Origin of the sequence: Streptomyces coacervatus, assembly GCF_029223485.1 — a bacterium.
GTDB classification, from domain to species: domain Bacteria; phylum Actinomycetota; class Actinomycetes; order Streptomycetales; family Streptomycetaceae; genus Streptomyces; species Streptomyces coacervatus.
Window position 1 is genome coordinate 119383 of sequence record NZ_JARHTP010000008.1, and the last position, 26350, is coordinate 145732.

Consider the following 26350-nt stretch of genomic DNA (forward strand, 5'->3'; position numbering starts at 1 on the left):
AACCTAGTCGCCCCACACCTGGGGAGCCACGAGCAACACGCTTGCCCGTTGACTCTCGTCGGAGACTAGCGGGCAAGTCCGCCAGAGTCAGCGAGAACAGCGGAAAAGTCCTGGTCAGCCTCCGTCAGGCCTGACATTTAGGACATAATGCCCCGGATTTGAGGATGTATTCAGACTCAAGCGGGCTGCTGACCACTCATCGCAGGACTCGCGCGACCACCTCGAACGCCCGCGACGACCGCCGCGAATGCCGCATACGGTCGTCACGGAAACCTCATACGGTCGCCACGGCGGTCCTGATCTCCTCCGCGAAGCGGTCCGCGGCCGCCCGCAGTGCCCCGGTGTCGGGACCGTGCCGCAGCACCCCCCGGCTGACGTTCGGCACGACATTGCGCACGGCGGCTCCGAAGACACCGGGAAGGTCGGCGGCGGTGGCGCCCTGGGCGCCGATGCCGGGCGCCAGGAGCGGCCCGTTGATGTCCAGGTCGTACGACGACAGGTCGCCCAGCGTGGCGCCCACGACGGCCCCGAAGGATCCCAGGGGTTCCTCCCCCTCGTTCTCGGCGGCGAGGTGCGCCAGCATCGTCGCCCCGATGTTCCGTCCGTCCGCGCGCACCGCGTGCTGCACCTCGCCGCCCTCCGGGTTGGAGGTCAGCGCGAGCACGAACAGGCCCGTGCCGTTCTCCCGGGCCAGCGCGACGGCCGGGGAGAGCGATCCGTAGCCGAGGTAGGGCGAGACGGTGAGCGCGTCCGAGAAGAGCGGGGAGTCCTTGCGCAGGAAGGTCTCGGCGTACGCGGCCATGGTCGAGCCGATGTCGCCGCGCTTGGCGTCCATCACGACCAGCGCGCCGGCCGCCCGCGCCTCCTCCACCGACTTCTCCAGTACGGCGATGCCGCGCGACCCGAAGCGCTCGAAGAACGCGCTCTGCGGCTTCAGGACGGCGACCCGGTCGGCCATCGCCTCGACGACCGTGCGGCTGAACCGCTCCAGGCCTGCGACATCGTCGTTCAGGCCCCACTCGGCCAGCAGGGACGCATGCGGGTCGATGCCGACGCACAGCGGCCCGCGCTCGTCCATGGCCCGGCGCAGCCGGGTGCCGAAGGGTTCGAGAGCACTCATGCGGTCTTCCTTGCGTCGGCGCCGACCGCGTCGGCGAGGGTGGCGTACGGGCTGGTGCTCAGGCGGGCGGCGAGACCCTTGTGGATGGCACGCCCCCAGAAGGGGCCCTCGTAGATGAAGCCGCTGTAGCCCTGGACCAGCGTGGCGCCGGCCAGGATGCGCTGCCAGGCGTCCTCGGCGTTCTCGATGCCACCGACGCCCACGAGCGTGATGCGGTCGCCCACGCGCGCGTAGAGGCGCCGCAGCACCTCCAGGGAGCGGGACTTCAGGGGTGCGCCGGACAGTCCGCCGGTCTCCTTCACGAGTGAGGGTTCGGATTTCAAACCGAGCCCTTCGCGCGCGATGGTGGTGTTCGTCGCGATGATCCCGTCCAGGCCGAGTTCGACGGCCAGGTCGGCGACGGCGTCGACGTCCTCGTCGGCGAGGTCCGGGGCGATCTTGACGAGAAGCGGGACGCGGCGGGAGGTCACCGTGCGGTCGGCGGCCTCGCGGACGGCGCTCAGGAGCGGCCGCAACGCCTCGGTGGCCTGCAGGTTGCGCAGGCCGGGCGTGTTCGGGGACGAGACGTTCACGACCAGGTAGTCGGCGTACGGCGCCAGCCGCTCGGCCGACTTGACGTAGTCGCCGACGGCCTCGGCCTCCGGGACGACCTTCGTCTTGCCGATGTTCACGCCCACGACGGTCCTGAAAACCGGCTCACGGGACGCCAGACGGGCCGCGACGGCCAGCGAGCCCTCGTTGTTGAAGCCCATGCGGTTGATCAGCGCACGGTCCTTCACGAGCCGGAACAGCCGCTTCTTGGGGTTGCCCGGCTGCGGCTCCCCGGTCACCGTGCCGATCTCGACGTGGTCGAAGCCGAGCATCGACATCCCGTCGACGGCGACGGCGTTCTTGTCGAAGCCGGCGGCGAGCCCGAAGGGCCCGTGCATACGCAGCCCGAAGGCCTCCGTACGCAGCTCCTCGTAGCGGGGCGCGAGGGCGGCGGCGACGAAGGTGCGCAGGACGGGGACGCGGGCGGCGAGGCGGATCCAGCGGAAGGCCAGGTGATGGGCCTGCTCCGGGTCCATCCGTTTGAAGACGAGCTTGAAAAAGATCTTGTACATCGAGTGTCCTCTTGAAGTCTCAGGTGACCTCATGAAGAGGGGGACACCGTTTCCGGTGTCCCCCTCGTGGGCTGCTAGTCGCGGGCCGCGGTCAGGTGTTCCGCGTGTTCCTGGAGCGAACGGACGCCCACGTCACCGTGGTTGAGGGCGTCGATGCCCTGGACGGCGGCGGCGAGCGCCTGGACCGTCGTCAGGCACGGGACCGACCGCGCCACGGCCGCCGTACGGATCTCGTAGCCGTCGAGGCGGCCGCCGGTGCCGTACGGGGTGTTGACGATGAGGTCGACCTCGCCGTCGTGGATGTGCTGGACGATGGTCTTCTCGCCGTTCGGACCGGTGCCCTCGGACTGCTTGCGCACGACGGTGGCATTGATGCCGTTACGCTTGAGGACCTCGGCGGTGCCGGAGGTGGCGAGCAGCTCGAAGCCGTGGGCGACCAGCTCGCGCGCCGGGAAGATCATCGATCGCTTGTCGCGGTTGGCGACGGAGATGAACGCGCGGCCCTTGGTCGGCAGCGGGCCATAGGCGCCCGCCTGCGACTTGGCGTACGCCGTGCCGAAGACGGAGTCGATGCCCATGACCTCGCCGGTGGAGCGCATCTCCGGGCCGAGGACCGTGTCGACGCCTCGGCCGTGGATGTCGCGGAAGCGCGACCACGGCATGACGGCCTCCTTGACGGAGATCGGCGCGTCGAGCGGGAGCTCGCCGCCGTCGCCGTTGGCCGGAAGCAGCCCCTCGACGCGCAGCTCGGCGATGGTCGCACCCAGCGAGATCCGGGCGGCGGCCTTTGCGAGCGGCACCGCGGTCGCCTTCGAGGTGAAGGGGACGGTGCGGGACGCGCGCGGGTTGGCTTCGAGGACATAGAGGATGTCGCCGGCCATCGCGAACTGAATGTTGATCAGGCCGCGGACGCCGACACCCTTGGCGATGGCCTCCGTGGAGGCCCGCAGGCGCTTGATGTCGAAGCCGCCCAGGGTGATCGGCGGCAGGGCGCATGCCGAGTCGCCGGAGTGGATGCCGGCCTCCTCGATGTGCTCCATGACGCCGCCGAGGTAGAGCTCCTGGCCGTCGTAGAGCGCGTCGACGTCGATCTCGATGGCGTCGTCCAGGAAACGGTCGACGAGGACCGGCCGGGAGGGGCTGATCTCGGTCGACTCGGCGATGTAGGAGGACAGCCGGGTCTCGTCGTAGACGATCTCCATGCCGCGTCCGCCGAGGACATACGACGGCCGGACGAGAACCGGGTAGCCGATCTCGTCGGCAATGGCCTTGGCCTCGGCGAAGGTGGTGGCGGTGCCGTGCTTGGGGGCCGGGAGGCCGGCCTCGGCGAGCACGCGCCCGAAGGCGCCGCGGTCCTCGGCGGCGTGGATGGCCTCCGGCGAAGTGCCCACGATCGGCACGCCGTTGTCCTTCAGCGCCTGCGAGAGGCCCAGCGGGGTCTGGCCGCCCAGCTGGACGATGACACCCGCCACCGGACCGGCCTGCTGCTCGGCGTGGACGATCTCCAGCACGTCTTCCAGCGTCAGCGGCTCGAAGTACAGGCGGTCGGAGGTGTCGTAGTCCGTGGAGACGGTCTCCGGGTTGCAGTTGACCATCACGGTCTCGTACCCGGCGTCGCTGAGCGCGAAGGAGGCGTGCACGCACGAGTAGTCGAACTCGATGCCCTGGCCGATGCGGTTCGGGCCCGAGCCCAGGATGATGACGGCCGGCTTCTCGCGCTGCGCGACCTCGGTCTCCTCGTCGTAGGAGGAGTAGAAGTACGGCGTCTTCGCGGCGAACTCGGCGGCGCAGGTGTCCACCGTCTTGTAGACCGGGCGGATGCCCAACGCGTGCCGCACCTCCCGCACGACATCCTCGCGCAGGCCGCGGATCTCACCGATCTGCTGGTCCGAGAAGCCGTGCCGCTTGGCCTCGGCCAGCAGGTCGGGGGTCAGCTCCGGCGCTTCGGCGAGCTCGTCCGCGATCTCCTTGATCAGGAAGAGCTGGTCGACGAACCAGGGGTCGATCTTCGTGTACTCGAAGACCTCCTCCTGCGTGGCGCCGGCGCGGATGGCCTGCATGACGGTGTTGATACGGCCGTCGGTCGGGCGGACCGCCTCTTCGAGGAGGAGAGTCTTGTCACCGGGCTCGCCCACGAACGTGAACTGGCTGCCCTTCTTCTCCAGCGAACGCAGCGCCTTCTGGAAGGCCTCGGTGAAGTTGCGGCCGATGGCCATGGCCTCGCCGACCGACTTCATCGTGGTGGTCAGCGTGGAGTCGGCCTGCGGGAACTTCTCGAACGCGAAGCGCGGGGCCTTGACGACCACATAGTCGAGCGTCGGCTCGAAGGAGGCCGGGGTCTCCTGCGTGATGTCGTTCGGGATCTCGTCGAGGGTGTAGCCGACGGCGAGCTTGGCTGCGATCTTCGCGATCGGGAAGCCGGTCGCCTTGGAGGCGAGGGCGGAGGAGCGCGACACGCGCGGGTTCATCTCGATGACGATCACACGACCGTCCTCGGGGTTCACCGCGAACTGGATGTTGCAGCCACCGGTGTCGACGCCGACCTCGCGGATCACGGCGATGCCGATGTCGCGCAGGATCTGGTACTCGCGGTCGGTCAGCGTCATCGCGGGGGCGACGGTGATCGAGTCGCCGGTGTGCACGCCCATGGGGTCGAAGTTCTCGATGGAGCAGACGACCACGACGTTGTCGTGCTTGTCGCGCATCAGCTCCAGCTCGTACTCCTTCCAGCCGAGGATGGACTCCTCCAGGAGCACCTCGGTGGTCGGGGAGAGCGTGAGGCCCTGGCCGGCGATACGGCGCAGCTCCTCCTCGTCGTGCGCGAAGCCGGAGCCGGCGCCGCCCATGGTGAAGGAGGGGCGGACGACGACCGGGTAGCCGCCGAGTGTCTCGACGCCTGCGAGCACGTCCTCCATGGAGTGGCAGATCACCGAGCGGGCGGACTCGCCGTGCCCGATCTTGCCGCGGACGGCCTCGACGACGTCCTTGAAGAGGTCGCGGTCCTCACCCTTGTTGATGGCCTCGACGTTGGCGCCGATCAGCTCGACGCCGTACTTCTCGAGGGTGCCCGCCTCGTGCAGCGAGATGGCCGTGTTGAGGGCCGTCTGACCGCCCAGGGTGGGCAGGAGCGCGTCCGGGCGCTCCTTGGCGATGATCTTCTCGACGAACTCCGGGGTGATCGGCTCGACGTATGTGGCGTCGGCGATCTCCGGGTCGGTCATGATCGTCGCCGGGTTGGAGTTCACGAGGACGACCCGCAGGCCCTCGGCGCGCAGGATGCGGCACGCCTGGGTGCCGGAGTAGTCGAACTCGGCGGCCTGGCCGATGACGATCGGGCCGGAGCCGATGACCAGGACGGACTGGATATCGGTGCGCTTAGGCACGCTGGCCCTCCATCAGAGATACGAAGCGGTCGAACAGGTAGGCGGCGTCGTGCGGGCCCGCTGCCGCTTCGGGGTGGTACTGGACGCTGAAGGCCGGCCGGTCGAGGAGCTGGAGGCCCTCCACCACGTTGTCGTTCAGGCAGACGTGGGAGACCTCGGCGCGGCCGTAGGGAGTGTCGGAGACCTTGTCGGTCGGCGCGTCTACGGCGAAGCCGTGGTTGTGCGCGGTGACCTCGACCTTGCCGGTCGTACGGTCCTGCACGGGCTGGTTGATGCCGCGGTGGCCGTACTTGAGCTTGTACGTGCCGAAGCCCAGGGCGCGGCCCAGGATCTGGTTGCCGAAGCAGATGCCGAAGAGCGGGGTGCCGCGCTCCAGGACCGCCTGCATGACGGAGACCGGGTGGTCGGCGGTGGCCGGGTCGCCCGGGCCGTTGGAGAAGAACACGCCGTCGGGGTTGACGGCGTAGACGTCCTCGGCGGTCGCCGTGGCCGGCAGCACGTGCACCTCGATGCCGCGCTCGGCCATGCGGTGCGGGGTCATGCCCTTGATGCCGAGGTCCACGGCGGCGACCGTGAACCTCTTGTCGCCGATCGCGGGGACGACGTACGCCTCCTTGGTGGCGACCTCGGCGGAGAGGTCGGCGCCCTTCATCTCGGGGGCCTGGCGGACCTCGGCGAGCATGGTGCCCTCGTCGGGCAGCGCGTTGCCGGAGAAGATGCCGACGCGCATGGCGCCGCGCTCCCGCAGATGACGCGTCAACGCGCGCGTGTCGATGCCGGAGATGCCGACGACGCCCTGGTGGCGCAGTTCGTCGTCCAGGGAGCGCTTGGCGCGCCAGTTGGACGGCACGCGCGCGGGGTCGCGCACGACGTAGCCGGCGACCCAGATCTGCTTGCTCTCCGGGTCCTCGTCGTTCACGCCGGTGTTGCCGACGTGCGGGGCGGTCATCACGACGACCTGGCGGTGGTACGACGGGTCGGTGAGGGTCTCCTGGTAGCCGGTCATGCCGGTCGAGAAGACCGCTTCGCCGAAGGTCACCCCCACGGCCCCGTAGGCGCGGCCGCGGAAGATCCGGCCGTCCTCCAGGACGAGTACGGCGGGAACCTTGGCGGCTCCCCTGGTGGAGGTTGTCATCGTGCGCCTTCCGTGTCGATGCTCTTGTTGATCATGTGGTTCAGGGTCTCGACCCACTCGGTGTGCTCGGCCGCACGGTCGGAGCGGAACCCGGAGTCGATCAGCCGCTCGCCGTGCGCCCAGGTCACCACGAGCAGCCCGCCCTCGGTCAGCACCTTGCCGGCGATGCCCTTGTCGAGCCGGGCCTCGCGCAGCTGCTCCGTCGGGACGAAGAAGTCGGTGGCGCCGGGGCGTACGACGTCCAGTCCCGCGTCCGTCAGCGTGAGCTCGACCCTGCTGCGGGTGCCGAGGCCGTGCGCCACGATGCGGTCCAGCCACTGCCGGGCGGTGGTGGAGCCGTGGTAGCGGCCGCTCATCGTCAGTCTCGCCTCGCCGGGCTCTTCCGGCGCGGTGGGCAGCTCCGGGAGGTCGCCCTGGAGCGTGCCGCGCCACTTCCAGCCCTCGCGCATCAGCCAGTAGACGAGCGCGACGAAGAGGGCGAGTCCGACGAGCCAGCCGACGCGGGCGGCCCAGTCGGTGACCTCGGCCGACTTCTTCTCGGCGGCCAGATACGTCAGATGCAGAGGTGTCACGTGAGCTTCCCGTCGACGAGCGTGGCCTTGCCCCGGAGCCACGTGTGCGTGACACGGCCCGGCAGCTCACGCCCCTCGTACGGGGTGTTCCGGCTGCGCGAGGCGAAGCCCGCGGGGTCCACCGACCCACGGTATGCCGTGTCGACGAGCGTGAGGTTGGCGGGCTCACCAGCCGAGACGGGACGCCCGTGCCCCTTGGCCTGCCCGATCTCGGCGGGCTTGTAGGACATGCGCTCGGCGACCCCGGCCCAGGTGAGGAGCCCGGTGTCCACCATGGTCTCCTGCACCACTGACAACGCGGTCTCCAGGCCGACCATCCCCATGGCGGCCGCGGCCCACTCGCAGTCCTTGTCCTCGTGCGGGTGCGGGGCGTGGTCGGTGGCGACGATGTCGATCGTGCCGTCGGCGAGGGCCTCGCGCAGGGCGAACACGTCGCGCTCGGTGCGCAGCGGCGGGTTGACCTTGTAGACCGGGTTGTACGTCCGCACCAGCTCGTCCGTGAGGAGCAGGTGGTGCGGGGTGACCTCGGCGGTGACGTCGATGCCGCGGGACTTGGCCCAGCGGACGATCTCGACGGACCCGGCGGTCGACAGGTGGCAGATGTGGACGCGGGAGCCGACGTGCTCGGCGAGCAGGACATCCCGGGCGATGATCGATTCTTCGGCCACCGCGGGCCAGCCGCCGAGACCCAGCTCGGCGGAGACGATGCCCTCGTTCATCTGGGCGCCCTCCGTCAGCCGCGGCTCCTGCGCGTGCTGGGCGACGACCCCGCCGAAGGCCTTCACGTACTCCAGCGCCCGCCGCATGATCACGGCGTCGTCGACGCACTTGCCGTCGTCCGAGAAGACGGTGACCCCGGCGGCCGACTCGTGCATCGCCCCCAGCTCGGCGAGCTTCTTGCCCTCCAGGCCGACGGTGACGGCACCGATGGGCTGCACATCGCAGTAGCCGTGCTCCTGGCCGAGCCGGTACACCTGCTCGACGACGCCGGCGGTGTCGGCGACCGGGAAGGTGTTGGCCATGGCGAAGACGGCCGTGTAACCGCCGCTCGCCGCCGCGCGCGTGCCGGTCAGCACGGTCTCGGAGTCCTCGCGGCCCGGCTCGCGCAGATGGGTGTGCAGGTCGACGAGCCCGGGCAGCAGCACCTTGCCGGCGGCCTCGACGACCTCCGCGCCTTCGTCACTCAGACCGACGCCCACCTCGACGATCGTCTGGCCGTCGATCAGCACGTCCTGCGGCTCGCCGCCGAGCACCTTCGCACCACGGATCAGGATCTTGCTCATGGTTCTTACTTCTCCTCGATGGTGCGGGCGTGGGTGACGGCGGGTTCGTTGCCGCCTAGCAGCAGGTACAGGACGGCCATCCGGATGGAGACTCCGTTTGCGACCTGCTCGACGACGGTGCAGCGGTCCGAGTCGGCCACCTCGGCGGTGATCTCCATGCCGCGGACCATCGGGCCGGGGTGCATCACGATGGCGTGCTCGGGCATCCGCGCCATGCGGTCGCCGTCGAGGCCGTAGCGCCGCGAGTACTCGCGCTCGGTCGGGAAGAACGCGGCGTTCATGCGCTCGCGCTGGACCCGCAGCATCATCACCGCGTCGGACTTCGCAAGCGTGGAGTCCAGGTCGTACGACACCTCGCAGGGCCAGGTCCCGACGCCGACCGGCACCAGGGTGGGCGGCGCGACGAGGGTGACCTCGGCGCCGAGCGTGTGCAGCAGGTCGACGTTGGAGCGGGCGACCCGGCTGTGCAGGACGTCGCCGACGATCGTGATCCGCTTGCCGGACAGGTCCTGCCCTATCCCGGCGTCCCGGCCGACCAGGCGGCGGCGCATGGTGAACGCGTCCAGCAGGGCCTGGGTGGGGTGCTGGTGGGTGCCGTCGCCCGCGTTGATGACGGCCGCGTCGATCCAGCCGGAGTTGGCGAGGCGGTAGGGGGCTCCGGAGGCGCCGTGCCGGATGACCACGGCGTCGACGCCCATGGCCTCCAGGGTCTGGGCGGTGTCCTTCAGGGACTCGCCCTTGGAGACGCTCGACCCCTTGGCGGTGAAGTTGATGACGTCCGCGGACAGGCGCTTCTCGGCGGCTTCGAAGGAGATACGCGTGCGCGTGGAGTCCTCGAAGAACAGGTTCACCACGGTGCGGCCGCGCAGGGTCGGCAGTTTCTTGATCGGCCGGTCGGCGACCCGGGCCATCTCCTCGGCGGTGTCGAGGATCAGGACGGCGTCGTCGCGGGTGAGGTCGGCGGCCGAGATGAGATGACGCTGCATCTGTCAGGCTCCGTAAGGCAGTTCAGGGAGATTTCGGGCATGGGTGCGCGCGAAACGCACTCGGGGTCGTACGGCCGAGTGCTACTGCTGCTCGCCCGGGGCGGCCGGCTTGGCACCGAGCAGCACGGTGTCGCGACCGTCCTCCTCGGCGAGCTGGACCTTGACCGTCTCCCGCAGCGACGTGGGGAGGTTCTTGCCGACGTAGTCGGCGCGGATGGGCAGTTCGCGGTGGCCGCGGTCGACGAGGACCGCGAGCTGCACCGCGCGTGGACGCCCTATGTCGTTCAGGGCGTCAAGGGCGGCACGGATGGTGCGGCCGGAGAAGAGCACGTCGTCGACGAGGACGACCAGGCGGCCGTCGATGCCGTCACCGGGGATGTCGGTGCGGGCCAGCGCACGCGGCGGATGCATGCGCAGGTCGTCGCGGTACATGGTGATGTCGAGCGAACCCACCGGGATCTTCCGGTCGGTGATCTCCTCGAGCTTGGCGGCGAGCCGCTGGGCGAGGAAGACCCCTCGGGTCGGAATGCCGAGGAGCACCACGTCGTCGGCGCCCTTGGCGCGCTCGACGATCTCGTGGGCGATGCGGGTCAACACCCGCGCGATGTCCGGGCCTTCGAGAACGGGCCGGGCATCGGACGCCGGAATTCCGGACGTGTCCTGCTTGTCCATATGAAACGGACCTCCTTCTCCGCCTCACGGGACGGACCTTAAAGGACGTCGGATTTGCGCCATCCACGGTAGCAGGCCCCGCCGACGCCCCTGATCACCCCTATGGCGTAATCGGCCACTGCGGCCGCGGAAGAGTCGGTGTGGACCATTCGGCTTGACGCAGAAGAGTCACGCTGCGTAACCTCACAGTGAGTTACCAGACGCGCGGCTCGGAAACTCTGCAGTCGCGTCGACACAGTGTCCGGGGAGCTATATGTCCAGCGAATACGCCAAACAGCTCGGGGCCAAGCTCCGGGCCATCCGCACCCAGCAGGGCCTTTCCCTCCACGGTGTCGAGGAGAAGAGCCAGGGACGCTGGAAGGCGGTCGTGGTCGGTTCGTACGAGCGCGGCGACCGTGCCGTGACCGTACAGCGCCTCGCCGAACTGGCGGATTTCTATGGGGTCCCGGTGCAGGAGCTCCTGCCGGGCACCACCCCGGGCGGCGCCGCCGAGCCGCCGCCGAAGCTGGTCCTGGACCTGGAGCGGCTGGCGACCGTGCCGGCCGAGAAGGCGGGCCCGCTGCAGCGCTATGCGGCGACGATCCAGTCGCAGCGCGGTGACTACAACGGCAAGGTGCTCTCGATCCGCCAGGACGACCTGCGCACACTCGCCGTCATCTACGACCAGTCCCCCTCGGTCCTCACCGAGCAGCTGATCAGCTGGGGCGTGCTGGACGCGGACGCGCGCCGTGCGGTCGCGCACGAAGAGGTCTGACACAAGAGGTCGGACAGCACTCAGCAGAAACGTGCCGCCGGGGTGGCCGGAACTTCACGGTTCCGGCCACCCCGGCGGCTTTCTGCGGCCTTCGGGAGCCGCGGAGGTATGGGAACGCCAGGGGGCCCGCAGCAGTCACGCTGCGGGCCCCCTGGCGATGCCTGCCTCTTACGACCCGGGCTACCCCAGGTCGGTCGTTACGCCTCGTCCCGGCGCAGTGAGGGCTTCAGCTCCTTGAGCCGGCCCAGCAGTCCGTTGACGAACGCGGGCGACTCGTCCGTGGAGAACTCCTTCGCCAGCTGCACCATCTCGTCCAGCACGACGGCGTCCGGGATCTCGTCGGCCCAGATCAGCTCGTAGGCGCCGAGGCGCAGGACGTTGCGGTCCACGACCGGCATCCGGTCCAGCGTCCAGCCGACCGAGTACTGGGCGATCAGCTCGTCGATGCGCCTCGCATGCTTCGCGTAGCCCTCGACGAGCTGCATGGTGTACTCGCTCACCGGCGGCTGCCGGGTGTCGTCCCGGGAGAGCCGGATCCAGTCCGCGAGGACCGTCAGGACATCGGCGCCGCGCTGGTCGCCCTCGAAGAGGATCTGGAAGGCGCGCTTGCGGGCCGTGTTGCGGGCAGCCACGGTTAGCTGTTCACCCGGCCGAGGTAGTCGCTCGTACGGGTGTCGACCTTGATCTTCTCACCGGTGGTGATGAAGAGCGGGACCTGGATCTGGTGGCCGGTCTCCAGGGTGGCGGGCTTGGTGCCGCCGGTGGAACGGTCGCCCTGCAGGCCCGGCTCGGTCTCCTGGACGACGAGCTCGACGGCGGCCGGGAGCTCGACGAAGAGCACCTCGCCCTCGTGCTGCGCGACGGTGGCCGTGAAGCCCTCGATGAGGAAGTTGGCGGCGTCGCCGACAGCCTTGCGGTCGACCATGAGCTGGTCGTAGGTCTCCATGTCCATGAAGACGAAGTACTCGCCGTCCATGTACGAGAACTGCATGTCGCGCTTGTCGACAGTGGCCGTCTCGACCTTGACGCCGGCGTTGAAGGTCTTGTCGACGACCTTGCCGGAGAGCACGTTCTTGAGCTTGGTGCGCACGAAGGCCGGGCCCTTGCCGGGCTTGACGTGCTGGAACTCGACGACGGACCAGAGCTGGCCGCCTTCGAGCTTGAGCACAAGGCCGTTCTTGAGGTCGTTCGTGGAAGCCACGGTTGCGGAATCTCCTGGACTGACGTGGACGACCCCGGCGCACGCACCTGCCTAGAGTGCGAGCAGCTCCTTGGTCGTGATGGTGAGTAGCTCGGGTCCGCCGTCCGCCTCGGGGCGGACGACGAGCGTGTCATCGATCCGGACGCCGCCCCGGCCCGGGAGGTGAACCCCCGGTTCGACGGTGACCGGCACGCAAGCGTCCAGTTTACCCATGGCCGCAGGGGCCAGCTGCGGGTCCTCATCGATTTCGAGCCCCACGCCGTGCCCCGTCAGGGCCGGAAGCCCCTCTGCGTACCCCGCGGAATCCAGCACCTGACGTGCCGCGCGGTCCACATCGCGGCAGGCCGCGCCGGGCGCCAGCGACTCTCGTCCGGCGCGCTGGGCGGCGAAGACGAGGTCGTAGAGCTCGATCTGCCAGTCCGCGGGGGACGTGCCGATGACGAAGGTGCGGCCGATCTCGCAGCGGTAGCCGCGGTATGCGGCGCCCAGACAGACGGAGAGGAAGTCGCCCTCCTCGACGCGGCGGTCGGTGGGCCGGTGAGCCCGTCTGCCGGCGTTGGGGCCGGTGGCGACCGAGGTCGGGAAGGCAGGGCCGTCGGCGCCGTGGTCGACGAGGCGGCGCTCCAGCTCCAGGGCGAGGTGCCGTTCCGTGCGGCCGACGAGGATGGACTCCAGGAGTTCACCGAGCGCCTGATCGGCGATTTCGGCGCCGATGCGGAGGCAGGAGATCTCCTCCTCGTCCTTGACGACCCTCAGCTGCTCGACGGCTCCGCCGAGGTCGGTGAGGCGCAGGCGCGGCACCACCGAGCGGATCTCCCGGTGCCGGGCCACGGTGAGGTGGTGTTCCTCCACGGCGAGCGTGTCGGCGCGCTGCCCCTCGGCGAGGTCTGCGGCGGCCACTGCGGGATCGCCTGCGCTGCCGGGCAGGGTCTGCATGCGGAGCGCCTCGTCCGGTCGCCCCTCTGCGGGACGGTCGTCCGGTGGCCCGGCGCACAGCAGCAGGTCCTCGGTCCTGCCCAGGAGCAGGACGGCGCCCCTTGGGGCGGTGCCCGCGAGGTAGCGGACATTGGCGGGGCGAGAAATCAGCGCGGATTGGCTGCCGCCAGCCTTGCAGCGGTCTCTCAGCCTTGCCCGGCGGAGTGCGTACACCTCTGACATGAGATGAGCGTAGGAGCGGTGGGGGATTTGTGCCGGTTGGGGTGCCGATTGGGGGATGAGGGTGCCTCAACGGTTGATCGCCGTCTGCGGGTGAGTGGGGGCTTGTCGCGCAGTTCCCCGCGCCCCCAAAAAAGCCCTCCAGTCCCCTGTGGTTACCAGTTCGGGGGGCTTGCGATCGAACGTGCCAGTACGTCGTCCAGGACCCTTGCCGTCTGGGGGACGTCGAGTTGGCTGTTGTCGATGATCGGGAGGCCCGAGCCGTACCAGCCCGCCATGCGGCCGTGGATGCGGGCGACCTCCTCGTCGGTGAGGCGGCGGTTGCCGGCGCGCTCCGCATTGCGTTCCAGTACGACCTCCAGGCCGGGGAGGAGGACGACCGGGAGCAGGCCGGGGCCCACGTGGCGCTTCCAGCCGCCGAGGCCGACGACCGGGCGGTCGGGGAAGACGGCGTCGTCGAGGATGCAGGAGATGCCGTTGGCCAGGAAGTTGCGGGCGGCGAAGCCGCAGGTGCGGCGGGCCAGGCGGTACTGGGCCTCGGAGTTGTCGTTCCAGCCGGACTGGGGGTCGGCAAAGCCCGAGCGGACCCATTCGCGTACGTCGTCGAGACTGATGTGGGCGGTGGGGACCCGACGGTGGTCCGCCCAGTACTTGGCGACGCTCGTCTTGCCGGCGCCCGCGGGGCCGATGAGCAGCACCGCGAGGGTCGTGGCGGTCGTATCGGGCGCTGTGGTGGCGGGCGGTGCGCTGGGCATGGCGACGGGGCCGCCGGGTGGCAGCGGGACATGGCCGGTGGTGTCCGGTGGCTGGGCCGGGGCGTGCTGCGGTGCGGGCGGGGCCGGTGACGGGGGCACCTGGGGGTAGCCCGGTGCCGGGGGCGGCGGGGGCACGGGGGCGGGGCCCTGGTGCGGGCCCGCCTGATGCGGACCCGGCTGGTGTGCGGCCGGCGACCAGCCGGCGGCCGGTCCGTGCCCCGGCTGATGGGGCGGCGGCAGCGGAGAACCCACTGCGTGCTGCATCCGGTGCCACTCCGTCTCGTACAGGCAATTGGCGCTGGCAGCGGGGTCCGAGGCCCGCTCCCTACCGAACGGTACCTTCCCCGGCCGCCGTTTGGTGAACGGCCGGGGACGGCCCGAAGTGCCCATGTCCGTAAGGCAAATAGGACGGATGACGCCCTCGTGGACTTACTCGCCCACTTCGCCGTATGCGGCCAGCAGGACGGCCGGGTCGGGGCCTTCCAGGACGGTCGGCTTGGCCAGGCCGTCCAGGACGATGAAGCGCAGCAGGTCGCCGCGGGACTTCTTGTCGACCCTCATGGTCTCCAGCAGCTTGGGCCACTGGTCGTGACGGTAGTGGAGGGGGAGGCCGACCGATTCGAGGACCGTGCGGTGGCGGTCGGCCGTGGCGTCGTCCAACCGGCCTGCGAGACGGCCGAGTTCGGCGGCGAAGTGCATGCCGACCGAGACCGCGGCGCCGTGCCGCCACTTGTAGCGTTCGTTCTTCTCGATGGCGTGCGCCAGGGTGTGCCCGTAGTTGAGGATCTCCCTGAGGCCCGACTCCTTGAGGTCGGACGAGACGACCTCGGCCTTGACCCGGATGGAGCGCTCGATGAGCTCGGCGGTGTGCGGGCCCGCCGGGGAGCGGGCGGCCTGCGGGTCGGCCTCGATCAGCTCCAGGATCACCGGGTCGGCGATGAAGCCCGCCTTGATGATCTCGGCGAGCCCGGAGACGTAGTCGTTGACCGGGAGGGAGTCCAGTGCGGCCAGGTCGCACAGCACACCGGCGGGCGGGTGGAAGGCGCCGACGAGGTTCTTGCCCTCGGCGGTGTTGATGCCGGTCTTGCCGCCGACCGCGGCGTCCACCATGGCCAGCACGGTGGTCGGGATCGCGATCCAGCGCACCCCGCGCAGCCAGGTGGCGGCCACGAACCCGGCGAGGTCCGTGGTGGCGCCGCCGCCGACGCCCACGATGACGTCGGTGCGGGTGAACCCGGACTGGCCGAGCGCCTTCCAGCAGTAGGCGGCGACCTCGGCGGTCTTGGCCTCCTCCGCGTTCGGCACCTGGATGGCGACGACCTCGAAGCCCTGTCCGGCCAGGTCGGCACGGAGCGCGTCACCGGTCTCGGCGAGCGCCTCGGGGTGCACGATGGCGACCCGCTTGGCCTTGTCGCCGATCAACCCGCCCAGTTCGCCCAGCAGTTGACGCCCCACCAGGACCTCGTACGGTTCGCTGCCCGCGGTACCGCCGACCTGGATCCGGGTGACTGCCTCGCTCATGCTTCCTTCAACTCCAGTGCGTCCAGGGCGACTTGGGTGACTTCTTCGGGCGTACGGCCGTCGGTCGCGACGACGGCCGTGGCGACCTCCTCGTACAGATGGCGACGGGCCTCCATCAGCTCGCGCCACTGCTTGCGCGGGTTGACGGCGAGCAGCGGGCGGGCCGCGTTCAACCCGGTGCGCTTGACGGCCTCTTCGACGTCCATCGAGAGATAGACCACGCGCTGCCCGGCCAGCAGCGCACGCGTGTCCGCGTCCAGGATCGATCCGCCGCCGAGGGCGAGAACGCCGTCGTGCTCGGCCAGCGCCCGGTGCACGGCGGCCTTCTCGATCGCGCGGAAGGCCGGCTCGCCCTCGTCCACGAAGATCTCCGCGATCGTGCGGCCCTGCTCGGCCACGATGTCGTCGTCGGTGTCCCGGTAGGCGACGCCGAGCCGCTCGGCCAGCAGCCGCCCGACGGTGGACTTGCCCACGCCCATCGGACCGACAAGGACCAGCTGTACAGCGGTCATCGGATGGCCAGGTTGTCGAGGTAGGACTGCACATTGCGGCGGGTCTCGGGCACGCTGTCGCCGCCGAACTTCTCCGCCACCGCGTCCGCCAGGACGAGCGCGACCATCGCCTCGGCGACGATGCCGGCCGCCGGCACCGCGGACACGTCGGAGCGCTGGTGGTGCGCCTGGGTCGCCTCGCCGGTGGACACGTCCACGGTCTGCAGGGCCCGCGGCACGGTCGCGATCGGCTTCATCGCGGCCCGCACCCGCAGCAGCTCACCGGTGCTCAACCCGCCCTCGGTGCCGCCGGAGCGGCCGGAGACACGCCGGATGCCCTCGGGCGTGTTGACGATCTCGTCGTGCGCCTTCGAGCCGGGCACCCGCGCGAGTTCGAAGCCGTCGCCGAGCTCGACGCCCTTGATGGCCTGGATACCCATGAGGGCACCGGCCAGCCGGGCGTCCAGCTTGCGGTCCCAGTGCACGTGCGAGCCGAGGCCCACCGGAACCCCGTAGGCCAGGATCTCGACCACACCGCCGAGGGTGTCGCCGTCCTTGTGAGCCTGGTCGACCTCGGCCACCATCGCCTTCGACGCGTCCGCGTCCAGGCAGCGCAGCGGGTCGGCGTCCAGCTTCTCGACGTCGGCCGGCGTGGGGTACACACCCTGGGGAGCCTTCACGGAGCACAGCTCCACGACGTGCGAGACGATCTCGACGCCGGCCGTCTCCTTCAGATACGACCGGGCCACCGCGCCCAGCGCCACGCGCGCCGCGGTCTCCCGGGCGGAGGCCCGCTCCAGGATCGGCCGGGCCTCGTCGAAGCCGTACTTCTGCATGCCCGCGAGGTCGGCGTGGCCGGGGCGCGGGCGGGTCAGCGGGGCGTTGCGGGCCAGGCCGGCGAGGATCTCCGGGTCGATGGGGTCGGCCGCCATGACCTGCTCCCACTTGGGCCACTCGGTGTTGCCCACCATGATCGCAACCGGCGAACCGAGGGTCAGACCGTGCCGCACGCCGCCGAGGAAGGTGACCTCGTCGCGCTCGAACTTCATGCGCGCGCCGCGGCCATAGCCGAGCCGCCGCCGCGCCAGATGGTCCGCAACCATCTCCGTCGTGATCGGCACGCCGGCGGGAAGGCCCTCCAGCGTCGCGACAAGTGCGGGACCGTGGGACTCCCCCGCGGTCAGCCAACGCAGCCTGCTCAACGATGCTCCTCAGTGCTCGCGCCCTGGTACTGCCCTGCGTACGCGCGTCCTCGCGTACGGCGACGGCCCGACCAGGTGCGCGGCCCTGGCCCGCCAACCTCGATCCTCCCACGTCCGGGAGGCGGCACCGATCCGAGTCCGACAAACGGACAGATCAGCCCAGCCGCGCGGCCTCGCGCATCGAGGCGAGCGGGGAACGCGGGTCGCCGGTGAACTGGCGGAACTGGAAGACCGCCTGGTGCACCAGCAGGTCGAGGCCGCTGAGCACCTGTCCGCCCCGCTCCTGCCAGGCCGCGGCGAGAGGGGTGGGCCAGGGTTCGTAGAGCACGTCGAAGAGGGTGCCGACCTGCGCGGGGACCTGCCCGGCCAGCTCGTCGGTGCCTCCTGCGGGCGTGGTCGAGATGACCAGGGGTGCGTCGAAGGCCCGTACCGCGTCCGCCCAGTCGGCCGGGCGGACCTGTACGCCGAGCCGCTCTCCCCACTGCCGCATCTCGTCCGCACGCCGCTCGCTGCGCACGTACACGGTGACCTCGCCGACGCAGATCCGGGCGAGCGCCGCGAGGGCCGACGAGGCGGTGGCGCCCGCGCCCAGGATCGCCGCCGAGTCGGTCTTCTCCACACCGCGCTCGTGCAGCGCGGCCAGCAGGCCGGGGATGTCGGTGTTGTCGCCGACCTTTCGCCCGTCGGGCCGGAACACCACGGTGTTGACCGCCTCCACCGAGGCCGCCGTGTCGGTGATCTCGTCGAGCAGCGGGATCACCGCACGCTTCAGCGGCATGGTCAGGGAGAGCCCCGCCCACTCGGGGCCCAGCTGCGCGAGGAACCCGGGCAGCGCCGCCTCGTCGATCTCGAACCTGTCGTACGACCAGTCGTCCAGGCCGAGCGCCCGGTACGCCGCGTTGTGCAGCTGCGGCGACAGGGAGTGGGCGATGGGCGAGCCGAGCACGGCCGCCCGTCGGGTTGCTGACATCAGCTCTTTTTCCTCGACGCATTGAATTCGTCGACCAGCTTGTTGTGCTCGGCGAGCGTCTTCGTGAACTGGCTGGTCTTCCCGTCCAACGAGATGAAGTAGTACCAGCCGTCGTGCGTCGGGTCGAGCGCGCCCTTGAGCGCCAGTTCGCCGGGGTTGTCGATCGGGCCAGGAGGCAGGCCCTTGACGTAGTACGTGTTGTACGGGTTGTTGTACTTGCGCAGCTCGGCGATGCTCAGGTCGATCTTGGTCTGGTTCTTGATGTAGTTGTACGTCGAGTCGAACTCGAGTGAGCCGTAGGTCTCGGGGTTCGCGGGCTTGAGGCGGTTGTAGACGACCTCGGCCATCTTGCGGAAGTCGTCGTGGCTGGTGCCCTCGGCCTGCGCCAGGCTCGCCACGGTGAGCAGCTGCCAGGGGCTGTCGAGGCCGAGGCTCTTCGCCTTCTTCGCCAGGCCGAGTTCCTCGTACTTGTCGTTGGCGCGGGTGACCATGTCCTTCAGGACGGCCTCGGGCTTCTGGCCCTTCGTGACCGCGTAGCTGGAGGGGTAGAGGAATCCTTCCAGCGGATCCTTCAGGTTCGGGTGGTTCAGCGCCCAGGCGGGCAGGCCGAGCTTCTTGTAGTCCGCCTTCGCGATCTTCGCCGTGGTGCCGTCCGCCACTTCGAGGCGTTTGTCGATCAGCTCGTAGATCTTCGTGTTGCGCATGCCCTCGGCGAGGATCAGGTTGTCGCGGCTCTTGTTGCTGAGCATCAACTCGACCGCGCTCGCGGCCGACATGTGCTTCTGCAGCGTGTAGACGCCGTCCTGGATCTTCTTGCCGTCGGGGTTCGACTGCTGCGCGGAGACGAACGCGTCGACACTCTCGACGACGCCCGCTGCCTTCAGCTTCTGGCCGATCACATAGCCGCCGGCACCCTTGGGGATGGTGACGTTGACCCGCTCGCCGTTCCCGCTGCCCGCGTAGTCGGCCGCCGCGCCGAAACGATCCTTGTAGAAGTGGTAGCCGAAATAGCCGACCCCTCCGACGCCTCCGGCGAAGATCGCCACCAGTACGAGGCAGGCGCAGCCGCTGCGGCGCTTCTTCGGCTTCTTGCCGCCGCGGGCCTTGCGGCCGGAACGCGGTTCGTCGTCCTCGTCCTCGTCGTCCTCACCGCCGGCGAAGAAGGCGTGTTCTCCCTGGTCGGGGCCGGGATCCCAGTCGGTCCGCGGCTCGGGCTCGGCCTGCCTGCGGCCGGGCGGCTCGGGCGGCGGATAGGCGTCGGGCGTGCCGTAGTAGTCGGACTGGTCGCCGCCGTATGCGGCGGCCTGCTGGGCGTACGGGTCCGACGGGTCGGTGTACTGGACGTGCGTGTGCGTGCCGGTGCCCCAGCTGCCCTGGTCGTACGACTGCTGGCCCTGACCTGCGTAGTACTGCTGGTCGTAGCCCTGGTACTGCTGCTGCGGATACTGCTGCTGCGCCTGGCCGTAGGTGGACTGTCCGCCGTCGCCCCAGTCACCGTAGTGCTGCTGCTGCTGCGGCTGCTGCGGATAGTGCTGCGGCTGGCCGCCGTAGGGGGACTGCTGGCCCGCCTGGGCCTGCTGTCCCCCCCATCCGTCGTCCCCGTACAACGGGTCCTCCGGATTCCACGGTTCGGAGCCTTGGCCCCGGCCATACTCAGTCATCGATCCCCTAGAGCCGCGAGGCGGCGGTTACGCGGCTTTTGGCCGGGTATCCGTCCCGCCTCTTGCTGTGCAGCCGCTGTTCGAACAGCGGCGCAGTCGCGCGGAACGTTACCGTATCGCGATCAGATGACCACTTCGACGCCCTCGCCGGGTGCTTTACCTGACACCCGTTCGGATTCGAGCGCCTGCTGGAGGATGATCACAGCGGCGGCCTGGTCGATGACCGAGCGGCCCTTCTTCGACTTCACGCCCGAGGCGCGCAGTCCCTGACTGGCCGTCACCGTGGTCATCCGCTCGTCGACGAGCCGGACCGGGACGGGGGCGATGCCCTTGGCGAGCTCCTGTGCGAAGCCGCGAACCTTTACCGCGGCGGGGCCCTCGCCCCCCTTGAGGGAGCGAGGGAGGCCGACGACGACCTCGATCGGCTCGTACTCCTCGACGAGTTGCTTGAGCCGTCGGTGAGCTGCCGGGATGTCCCGGCCGGGGACCGTCTCCACCGGGGTGGCGAGGATCCCGTCGGGGTCGCACGAAGCGACCCCGATCCGGGCGTCCCCGACGTCGATGGCGAGTCGACGGCCTCTGCGCATCGTCACTTGGCGGTGTCCGTGACCAGCCGCTCGACGGCGTCCACGGCCTCGCCGATCGCGGCCGGGTTCTGGCCGCCGCCCTGGGCGACGTCCGGCTTGCCGCCACCGCCGCCGCCGAGGGTCTTGGCGGCCGTGCGGACCAGGTCGCCGGCCTTGAGACCGCGCTCGCGGGCGGCCTCGTTGGTGGCGATGACCGTGAGCGGCTTGCCGTTGTTGACCGTGAACAGCGCGACCACGGCGGCCCGTCCGCCCTGGATGCGGCCGCGCACGTCGAGGACCAGCTTGCGCAGGTCGTCGGGGGTCGTACCGTCCGGGACCTGGCCGGTGACGACCGCGACACCGCGGATGTCCTTGGCGGACTCGACGAGACCGGCGGCGGCCTGGAGCACCTTCTCGGCGCGGAACTTCTCGATCTCCTTCTCGGCGTCCTTCAGCTTGCCGAGCATCGAGGAGACCTTCTCCGGCAGCTCCTCCGGACGGCCCTTGAGCAGCTCGGTCAGCTGGTTGACGACCGTGTGCTCACGGGCGAGGAAGCTGTAGGCGTCGACACCGACGAGGGCTTCGATACGACGGACACCCGAGCCGATCGACGACTCGCCGAGCAGCTTCACCAGGCCCAGCTGAGCGGTGTTGTGGACGTGCGTGCCGCCGCACAGCTCCTTGGAGAAGTCGCCGATGGTCACGACACGGACCCGCTCGCCGTACTTCTCGCCGAACTCGGCGATGGCGCCCTGCTTCTTGGCCTCGTCGATGCCCATGACGTCGGCGCGGACGTCGAGGTCGCGGGCGAGCACCTCGTTGATCTTCTGCTCGACGTCGCTCATCACGGCCGTGGGAACGGCGGACGGGGAGCCGAAGTCGAAGCGGAAGCGGCCGGGCTGGTTCTCGGAACCGGCCTGGGCGGCCGTCGGGCCGAGCGCGTCGCGCAGCGCCTGGTGGGTGAGGTGCGTGGCCGAGTGGGCGCGGGCGATGGCCTTGCGGCGGCGCGAGTCGATCGAGGCGTTGGCCTTGGCGCCGACCGTCACCTCGCCGACCTGGACGACGCCCTTGTGGACGTACACACCCGGAACCGGCTTCTGGCAGTCGCGGATCTCGATGACGGCACCGGAGTCGACCTTGATCTTGCCGGTGTCGCCGATCTGACCGCCGCCCTCGGCGTAGAACGGGGTGCGGTCGAGGACGATCTCGACCTCGTCGCCCTCGGTGGCGGCCGGGGAGGAAGCGCCGTCGACGAGGATGCCGACGATCGTGGACTCGCCCTCGGTGTCGCTGTAGCCGATGAAGTCGGTCTCGCCGACCTTGTCGGCGATCTCACGGTAGGCACCGGCGCCGGCGTGCCCGGTCTTCTTCGCCTGGGCGTCGGCCTTGGCGCGCTCCCGCTGCTCCTTCATCAGGCGGCGGAAGCCGTCCTCGTCCACGGAGAGGCCCTGCTCGGCGGCCATCTCCAGGGTGAGGTCGATCGGGAAGCCCCAGGTGTCGTGGAGCAGGAACGCCTTGTCGCCGGGCAGGACCGCGGAGCCGGAGGCCTTGGTCTCGGTCACGGCGGTGTCGAGGATGTTGGTGCCGGCCTTCAGCGTCTTGAGGAAGGCGTTCTCCTCGGCGACGGCGACCTTCTCGATGCGCTCGCGGTCGGTGACCAGCTCGGGGTACTGCTGGCCCATCATGCCGATCACGGTGTCGATCAGGTCGAGCACGACCGGGCCGGTGGCACCGAGCAGCCGCATGTTGCGGATGGCGCGGCGCATGATGCGGCGCAGGACATAGCCGCGGCCCTCGTTGCCGGGGGTGACGCCGTCGCCGATGAGCATCACCGACGTACGCATGTGGTCGGTGACCACGCGCAGGGAGACGTCCGAGGCATGGGCGTCGCCATATTGGACACCGGTCAGCTCGGTGGCCTTGTTGATGACCGCCATGGAGGTGTCGATCTCGTACATGTTCTGCACGCCCTGCAGAATCATCGCGAGTCGCTCCAGGCCGAGGCCCGTGTCGATGTTCTTGCTGGGCAGTTCGCCGAGGATCTCGAAGTTGTCCTTGCCGATGCCCTCGCCGCGCTCGTACTGCATGAAGACGAGGTTCCAGATCTCCACGTACCGCTCGTCGTTGACGGCGGGGCCGCCCTCGACGCCGAACTCGGGGCCGCGGTCGTAGTTGATCTCGGAACAGGGGCCGCAGGGGCCGGGGACGCCCATGGACCAGTAGTTGTCCTTCATGCCGAGGCGCTGGATGCGCTCCTTCGGCACACCGACGACCTCGTGCCAGATGCGCTCGGCCTCGTCGTCGTCCTTGTACACGGTGATCCAGAGCTTCTCCGGCTCCAGGCCGTAACCGCCCTTGTCCTGGGGGCTGGTGAGCAGCTCCCAGGCGTGCTTGATGGCGCCTTCCTTGAAGTAGTCGCCGAAGGAGAAGTTGCCGCACATCTGGAAGAACGTGCCGTGCCGCGTGGTCTTGCCGACCTCTTCGATGTCGGGCGTACGCACGCACTTCTGCACGCTGGTGGCGCGCGGGAAGGGCGGCTTGACCTCACCCAGGAAGTAGGGCTTGAAGGGCACCATGCCGGCCGGGACGAGGAGCAGAGTCGGGTCGTCCGCGATGAGCGACGCCGAAGGGACGACGGTGTGCCCGCGCTCCTCGAAGAAGCTCAGCCAGCGGCGGCGAATCTCGGCCGACTCCATCAGTGGTCCTCATTCCGGTTGTACGAGTACGTCTGGTACGTCGAGCCCTCGACGTACTTGGGGCTGTTGCGGTTCTCGATGGCGGGGTACCGCCGGGGGCCGGGGAGTTCGGGAGCGGCGTTGATGCCGAGGGCCTCCCCCAGCTCTTCCTCCCGCTGGGCCATGTTGTCCCGGACGTCCAGCGCGAAGCCGACCGCGCGGTCCTTGATGCGGTGACCGGCCTCGAGCGCCTTGTTGGCCGCGGAGGCGGCAAGGTTCTCGGGAGTCAGCTGCTTCAGCTTGCGGTTGACCTTGGTGGTGGCCCACACACCGGCGGCGACGCCCGTGGTGAACCAGAACGTACGGCGGAACATCGCTGGTCTCAGTCCCTCTTCCCGCGGAGGTTTCGCTTGCCCCGCCGCGCGGCCGGGACGGTCCGGCCCACGATCACGGTACGCCTGGACTCCTTGGCGGGCATGTCGTCCCGGCGGGCGCCCAGGGCCCGGCGGACGCCGTAGCCGAAGGCCGCGACCTTGACCAGGGGACCGCCGAAGGTGGAGGCGACGGTGGTGGACAGCGCCGACGCGTTCGACGTGACCTCCTGGACGTCGGTCGCGATGGCGTCGACCCGGTCGATCTGCGTCTGCGCGGAGCGCACCGCCGTGGAGGCGTCGGCCAGCAGCGGAACGGCCTGGTCGGTCACGTCCGCCACCAGCTTGGTGGTCGCCTTGAGCGTCTGGGCCACCCTCGCCAGCGCGACGGCGAGGAAGGAGACCAGGATCGCCCAGAAGACGGCCACCAGGATCCCGGCCACCTCTCCACCGGACACCGTGTGCACCCGCTCCCTGGAACATGCCTGAACATCGAAAAGTCGTGGGCCGAGCCTATCGCGCCGATGAAGCCGCTCCATACCGCATTACCGTCCGCGCGCTGCCGGGTTGCGCGAAGCGATTGTACGGACTGAATACGGGTCAGTACGCTCCGTGTTCCATGCGGGATCATCAGCGCGGCGACAGGTCCGTGGACGGCAATCTGCCCCTGGAGCTCAATGCGTTCGTGGGGCGCTCGGCCGAACTCGGCGCGCTGGAGCGGGTGCTCGGCACCGCGCGTCTGGTCACGGTGACCGGCGCGGGCGGGGTCGGCAAGTCACGGATCGCGGCGCGGGCGGCCGTGCGGTGCGCGCCGTGCGACGGGGTGTGGCGGGTGGAGCTGGCGCCGGTGCGCGATCCGGAGTTCGTCGACTACGCCGTCGTGGAGGCGCTGGGGCTGACCGACCACACGACGCGGCTGCCACGCGAAACGCTGCGTGCGCATCTCGCCGAGCGCCAACTCCTGCTCGTACTGGACGGGTTCGAGCATCTGGTGGAGGCATGTGCCGCTCTGGTCTGCGAGTTGCTCAGGCAGGTGCCCGGGCTGCGGGTGCTCGCCGTGGGGCGCAGGCCGCTGGGCCTGGCGGGTGAGCGGGTGTTCCCGCTGGCGCCGCTGAGCGAGGACGAGGCGGTCGAGCTGCTGCTGAGCCGGGCGGCCGAGCAGGGCCCGGCGGTGGCGGACGGCCCCGAGGTACGGGAGGTGTGCCGGCGCCTGGACGGGATCCCGCTCGCGATCGAGCTGGCCGCGGGGCGGCTGCGGTCCCTGTCCCCCGAGCGGCTGCTGGAGCGGCTGGACGACCGGTTCCGGCTGCTGACCGGCGGCGGACGGGATGCCCTGCCCCGGCACCGGACGCTGCGGACGGCGATCGGCTGGAGCCATGAACTGTGCGCGCCCCAGGAGCGGTTGCTGTGGTCGCGGCTGTCGGTGTTCGCCGGGCAGTTCGAGCTGGAGGCCGTCGAGTACGTGTGCAGCGGGCACGGTCTGGAGGCCGACGACGTCCTCGACGTGCTCACCGAGCTGCTCGCGCAGTCGGTGCTCGCGCGGGAGGAGACGCCGGCGGGCGTGCGCTATCGGATGCTGGACACTGTCCGGGCGTACGGCGCGGACTGGCTGGAGGCGGCAGGAGACGCGGCCCGGCTGCGGCGGCGGCACCGTGACTGGTACCTGGGGCTTGCGACCTGGTGCGAGCTGGACTGGTTCTCGCCGCGCCAGAACGAGGTGGCCGCGCGCGTGGAGGCGGAGCTGCCGAACCTGCGCTGCGCACTGGAGCACTGTCTGGCCGAGCCGGACGCGGCGTATCTGGGCCAGTACCTCGCGGGCTCCCTGTGGTTCTACTGGGCGGGCTGCGGGCGGCTGTCGGAGGGGCGGCACTGGCTGGAACAGGTCGTGCAGCTGGACTCCGGCCATGAGCGGTCCCGGCTGAAGGCGCTGTGGGTGCTCGGCTACGTGGCGATCCTGCAGGGCGACAGGGTGCCCGCGCTGGCGGCACTGCAGGAGTGCCGGGAGGAGGCGGAACGCTCCGACGACCCGACGGCGGTGGCGTACGCGGAACATCGCACCGGATGCCTGGCCCTGGTCACGGACGACATGGCACGCGCGGAAACACTGCTGCGCTCGGCGCTGGAGCGCTACCAGGACATCGGCGAGCTCAACAGCAATGTGCTGATGGGCCAGGTCGAGCTCGCGATGGCGCGCGCGTTCCAGGGCGATCTGCCGGACGCGGTGCGGCTGTGCGAGGACGTGCGCCGAGTGTGCGAGGACCACGGCGAGCGCTGGACCCGCGCCTACGCGTTGTACGTCCTGGCGTACGCGGCCTGGGCCGACGGCGACCCGGCAAGGGCCCGCGCCCTGCTGACGGACTGCCTTGCCGGCGCCCACTCCTTCCACGACCTGCTCGGCTCGGTGCTGGCGGTCGAGCTGCTCGCCCTGGTCACGGCGGTGCAGGGCGATGCGGCGGAGGCGGCGGTGCTGCAGGGCGCGGCGGCCCGGATGTGGCCCTCGGTCGGTCTGCCGCTGTTCGGCTCGGCGTACTACAACGCTCCGCACGAGCTGTGCGAGGCGATGGCCCGGGAGCGGCTGGGCGACGAGCGGTACGAGGAGGGCCTGGCGGAAGGGGCGCGGCTGGTGCGGGAGGCGGCGGTGTCGCGGGCGCTGGAGCGGCCGCCGGCTGCCGCTGCGTCGCCGCGGGGGCCGGTCCGGCATGCGACGGCGGGCGTGACCATGCACGAACCCGCCGCCTCCCGCGCCCAAAAGGGCGGGGAGACGGCGGGCTGAG

Annotated in this window: 23 protein-coding genes; 2 read left to right on the top strand and 21 right to left on the bottom strand. The window is 70.1% G+C overall.

What is annotated here, in order from left to right; genetic code table 11:
• Positions 1 to 274: 274 nt before the first annotated feature.
• The 8 genes from pyrF to pyrR all read right to left on the bottom strand — a co-directional run bounded on the left by pyrF (position 275) and on the right by pyrR (position 10254).
• A complete protein-coding gene (gene pyrF / locus P2Q00_RS20840; protein ID WP_275774132.1) occupies positions 275 to 1120 on the bottom strand; it encodes an orotidine-5'-phosphate decarboxylase in 846 nt (281 codons plus the stop codon).
• Positions 1117 to 2223, bottom strand: coding sequence for a quinone-dependent dihydroorotate dehydrogenase (locus tag P2Q00_RS20845; RefSeq protein WP_275774133.1), 1107 nt, complete (start codon positions 2221 to 2223; stop codon positions 1117 to 1119). Before P2Q00_RS20845 ends, pyrF begins: the two co-directional genes overlap by 4 nt.
• Positions 2224 to 2297: 74 nt before the next feature.
• Positions 2298 to 5606 carry a carbamoyl-phosphate synthase large subunit gene (carB, locus tag P2Q00_RS20850; RefSeq protein WP_275774134.1) on the bottom strand — a complete coding sequence of 1103 codons (3309 nt, stop codon included), beginning with the start codon at positions 5604 to 5606 and terminating at the stop codon, positions 2298 to 2300.
• Entirely contained in the window at positions 5599 to 6741 is a 1143-nt protein-coding gene (gene carA, locus P2Q00_RS20855) for a glutamine-hydrolyzing carbamoyl-phosphate synthase small subunit (RefSeq protein ID WP_275774135.1), read from the bottom strand. Before carA ends, carB begins: the two co-directional genes overlap by 8 nt.
• Entirely contained in the window at positions 6738 to 7313 is a 576-nt protein-coding gene (locus P2Q00_RS20860; RefSeq protein WP_275774136.1) for a PH-like domain-containing protein, read from the bottom strand. The genes carA and P2Q00_RS20860 overlap by 4 nt, the downstream gene beginning before the upstream one ends.
• Positions 7310 to 8596: a dihydroorotase gene (locus tag P2Q00_RS20865; RefSeq protein WP_275774137.1), complete on the bottom strand. Its 1287-nt coding sequence runs from the start codon at positions 8594 to 8596 to the stop codon at positions 7310 to 7312. Before P2Q00_RS20865 ends, P2Q00_RS20860 begins: the two co-directional genes overlap by 4 nt.
• A 5-nt stretch (positions 8597 to 8601) precedes the next feature.
• Entirely contained in the window at positions 8602 to 9582 is a 981-nt protein-coding gene (locus P2Q00_RS20870; RefSeq protein ID WP_275774138.1) for an aspartate carbamoyltransferase catalytic subunit, read from the bottom strand.
• Between the two features lie 81 nt (positions 9583 to 9663).
• On the bottom strand, positions 9664 to 10254 hold the full coding sequence (gene pyrR / locus P2Q00_RS20875; RefSeq protein WP_275774139.1) for a bifunctional pyr operon transcriptional regulator/uracil phosphoribosyltransferase PyrR: 591 nt from the start codon (positions 10252 to 10254) through the stop codon (positions 9664 to 9666).
• A 253-nt stretch (positions 10255 to 10507) separates the two neighbouring features.
• On the opposite strand from pyrR, the gene bldD reads away from it, so the two are divergent.
• A complete protein-coding gene (gene bldD / locus P2Q00_RS20880; RefSeq protein ID WP_030946861.1) occupies positions 10508 to 11008 on the top strand; it encodes a transcriptional regulator BldD in 501 nt (166 codons plus the stop codon).
• Between the two features lie 197 nt (positions 11009 to 11205).
• Here bldD and nusB read toward each other — a convergent pair whose 3' ends face one another.
• The 13 genes from nusB to P2Q00_RS20945 all read right to left on the bottom strand — a co-directional run bounded on the left by nusB (position 11206) and on the right by P2Q00_RS20945 (position 24043).
• Positions 11206 to 11640, bottom strand: a complete 435-nt coding sequence (nusB, locus tag P2Q00_RS20885; protein ID WP_232651492.1) for a transcription antitermination factor NusB — start codon at positions 11638 to 11640, stop codon at positions 11206 to 11208.
• A 2-nt stretch (positions 11641 to 11642) separates the two neighbouring features.
• Positions 11643 to 12209: an elongation factor P gene (gene efp, locus P2Q00_RS20890; RefSeq protein ID WP_020117452.1), complete on the bottom strand. Its 567-nt coding sequence runs from the start codon at positions 12207 to 12209 to the stop codon at positions 11643 to 11645.
• Between the two features lie 51 nt (positions 12210 to 12260).
• On the bottom strand, positions 12261 to 13367 hold the full coding sequence (locus P2Q00_RS20895; RefSeq protein WP_275774140.1) for an aminopeptidase P family protein: 1107 nt from the start codon (positions 13365 to 13367) through the stop codon (positions 12261 to 12263).
• A 152-nt stretch (positions 13368 to 13519) separates the two neighbouring features.
• The gene (locus P2Q00_RS20900; protein ID WP_275774141.1) at positions 13520 to 14383 is read right to left on the bottom strand and encodes a Pro-rich N-terminal domain-containing protein; all 864 of its coding nucleotides are present in this window, start codon (positions 14381 to 14383) and stop codon (positions 13520 to 13522) included.
• A 165-nt stretch (positions 14384 to 14548) separates the two neighbouring features.
• Positions 14549 to 15640 (bottom strand): 3-dehydroquinate synthase, encoded by a 1092-nt coding sequence (gene aroB / locus P2Q00_RS20905; RefSeq protein WP_275774142.1) that lies wholly within the window; start codon positions 15638 to 15640, stop codon positions 14549 to 14551.
• Entirely contained in the window at positions 15637 to 16152 is a 516-nt protein-coding gene (locus tag P2Q00_RS20910) for a shikimate kinase (RefSeq protein WP_275774143.1), read from the bottom strand. The genes aroB and P2Q00_RS20910 overlap by 4 nt, the downstream gene beginning before the upstream one ends.
• Entirely contained in the window at positions 16149 to 17333 is a 1185-nt protein-coding gene (aroC, locus tag P2Q00_RS20915; RefSeq protein WP_275774144.1) for a chorismate synthase, read from the bottom strand. Before aroC ends, P2Q00_RS20910 begins: the two co-directional genes overlap by 4 nt.
• 154 nt (positions 17334 to 17487) lie before the next feature.
• Positions 17488 to 18303 carry a shikimate dehydrogenase gene (locus P2Q00_RS20920; protein ID WP_275774145.1) on the bottom strand — a complete coding sequence of 272 codons (816 nt, stop codon included), beginning with the start codon at positions 18301 to 18303 and terminating at the stop codon, positions 17488 to 17490.
• The gene (gene mltG / locus P2Q00_RS20925) at positions 18303 to 19964 is read right to left on the bottom strand and encodes an endolytic transglycosylase MltG (protein ID WP_275774146.1); all 1662 of its coding nucleotides are present in this window, start codon (positions 19962 to 19964) and stop codon (positions 18303 to 18305) included. The genes P2Q00_RS20920 and mltG overlap by 1 nt, the downstream gene beginning before the upstream one ends.
• A 122-nt stretch (positions 19965 to 20086) precedes the next feature.
• Positions 20087 to 20551: a Holliday junction resolvase RuvX gene (ruvX, locus tag P2Q00_RS20930; RefSeq protein ID WP_275774424.1), complete on the bottom strand. Its 465-nt coding sequence runs from the start codon at positions 20549 to 20551 to the stop codon at positions 20087 to 20089.
• A 2-nt stretch (positions 20552 to 20553) separates the two neighbouring features.
• Complete coding sequence (gene alaS / locus P2Q00_RS20935; protein ID WP_275774148.1) at positions 20554 to 23226, bottom strand: alanine--tRNA ligase; 2673 nt, start codon at positions 23224 to 23226, stop codon at positions 20554 to 20556.
• The gene (locus P2Q00_RS20940) at positions 23226 to 23579 is read right to left on the bottom strand and encodes a hypothetical protein (protein WP_275774149.1); all 354 of its coding nucleotides are present in this window, start codon (positions 23577 to 23579) and stop codon (positions 23226 to 23228) included. Before P2Q00_RS20940 ends, alaS begins: the two co-directional genes overlap by 1 nt.
• Positions 23580 to 23587: 8 nt before the next feature.
• Positions 23588 to 24043, bottom strand: coding sequence for a DUF948 domain-containing protein (locus tag P2Q00_RS20945; RefSeq protein WP_275774150.1), 456 nt, complete (start codon positions 24041 to 24043; stop codon positions 23588 to 23590).
• A gap of 152 nt (positions 24044 to 24195) precedes the next feature.
• Here P2Q00_RS20945 and P2Q00_RS20950 point away from each other — a divergent pair, with 152 nt between their 5' ends.
• Positions 24196 to 26349 (top strand): ATP-binding protein, encoded by a 2154-nt coding sequence (locus P2Q00_RS20950; RefSeq protein WP_275774151.1) that lies wholly within the window; start codon positions 24196 to 24198, stop codon positions 26347 to 26349.
• Position 26350 lies beyond the last annotated feature (1 nt).

What these genes read in the sequence shown, in the direction of transcription:
- P2Q00_RS20865 (WP_275774137.1), bottom strand. Translation starts at nt 8,596, where the DNA reads ATGAGCAAGATCCTGATCCGTGGTGCGAAGGTGCTCGGCGGCGAGCCG.
- bldD (WP_030946861.1), top strand. Translation starts at nt 10,508, where the DNA reads ATGTCCAGCGAATACGCCAAACAGCTCGGGGCCAAGCTCCGGGCCATC.
- P2Q00_RS20940 (WP_275774149.1), bottom strand. Translation starts at nt 23,579, where the DNA reads ATGTTCCGCCGTACGTTCTGGTTCACCACGGGCGTCGCCGCCGGTGTG.
- P2Q00_RS20900 (WP_275774141.1), bottom strand. Translation starts at nt 14,383, where the DNA reads ATGCAGCACGCAGTGGGTTCTCCGCTGCCGCCGCCCCATCAGCCGGGG.
- P2Q00_RS20920 (WP_275774145.1), bottom strand. Translation starts at nt 18,303, where the DNA reads ATGTCAGCAACCCGACGGGCGGCCGTGCTCGGCTCGCCCATCGCCCAC.
- pyrR (WP_275774139.1), bottom strand. Translation starts at nt 10,254, where the DNA reads ATGGACAAGCAGGACACGTCCGGAATTCCGGCGTCCGATGCCCGGCCC.
- P2Q00_RS20895 (WP_275774140.1), bottom strand. Translation starts at nt 13,367, where the DNA reads ATGTCAGAGGTGTACGCACTCCGCCGGGCAAGGCTGAGAGACCGCTGC.
- ruvX (WP_275774424.1), bottom strand. Translation starts at nt 20,551, where the DNA reads ATGCGCAGAGGCCGTCGACTCGCCATCGACGTCGGGGACGCCCGGATC.
- pyrF (WP_275774132.1), bottom strand. Translation starts at nt 1,120, where the DNA reads ATGAGTGCTCTCGAACCCTTCGGCACCCGGCTGCGCCGGGCCATGGAC.
- mltG (WP_275774146.1), bottom strand. Translation starts at nt 19,964, where the DNA reads ATGACTGAGTATGGCCGGGGCCAAGGCTCCGAACCGTGGAATCCGGAG.
- P2Q00_RS20845 (WP_275774133.1), bottom strand. Translation starts at nt 2,223, where the DNA reads ATGTACAAGATCTTTTTCAAGCTCGTCTTCAAACGGATGGACCCGGAG.
- aroB (WP_275774142.1), bottom strand. Translation starts at nt 15,640, where the DNA reads ATGAGCGAGGCAGTCACCCGGATCCAGGTCGGCGGTACCGCGGGCAGC.
- alaS (WP_275774148.1), bottom strand. Translation starts at nt 23,226, where the DNA reads ATGGAGTCGGCCGAGATTCGCCGCCGCTGGCTGAGCTTCTTCGAGGAG.
- P2Q00_RS20950 (WP_275774151.1), top strand. Translation starts at nt 24,196, where the DNA reads ATGCGGGATCATCAGCGCGGCGACAGGTCCGTGGACGGCAATCTGCCC.
- P2Q00_RS20910 (WP_275774143.1), bottom strand. Translation starts at nt 16,152, where the DNA reads ATGACCGCTGTACAGCTGGTCCTTGTCGGTCCGATGGGCGTGGGCAAG.
- P2Q00_RS20870 (WP_275774138.1), bottom strand. Translation starts at nt 9,582, where the DNA reads ATGCAGCGTCATCTCATCTCGGCCGCCGACCTCACCCGCGACGACGCC.
- carA (WP_275774135.1), bottom strand. Translation starts at nt 6,741, where the DNA reads ATGACAACCTCCACCAGGGGAGCCGCCAAGGTTCCCGCCGTACTCGTC.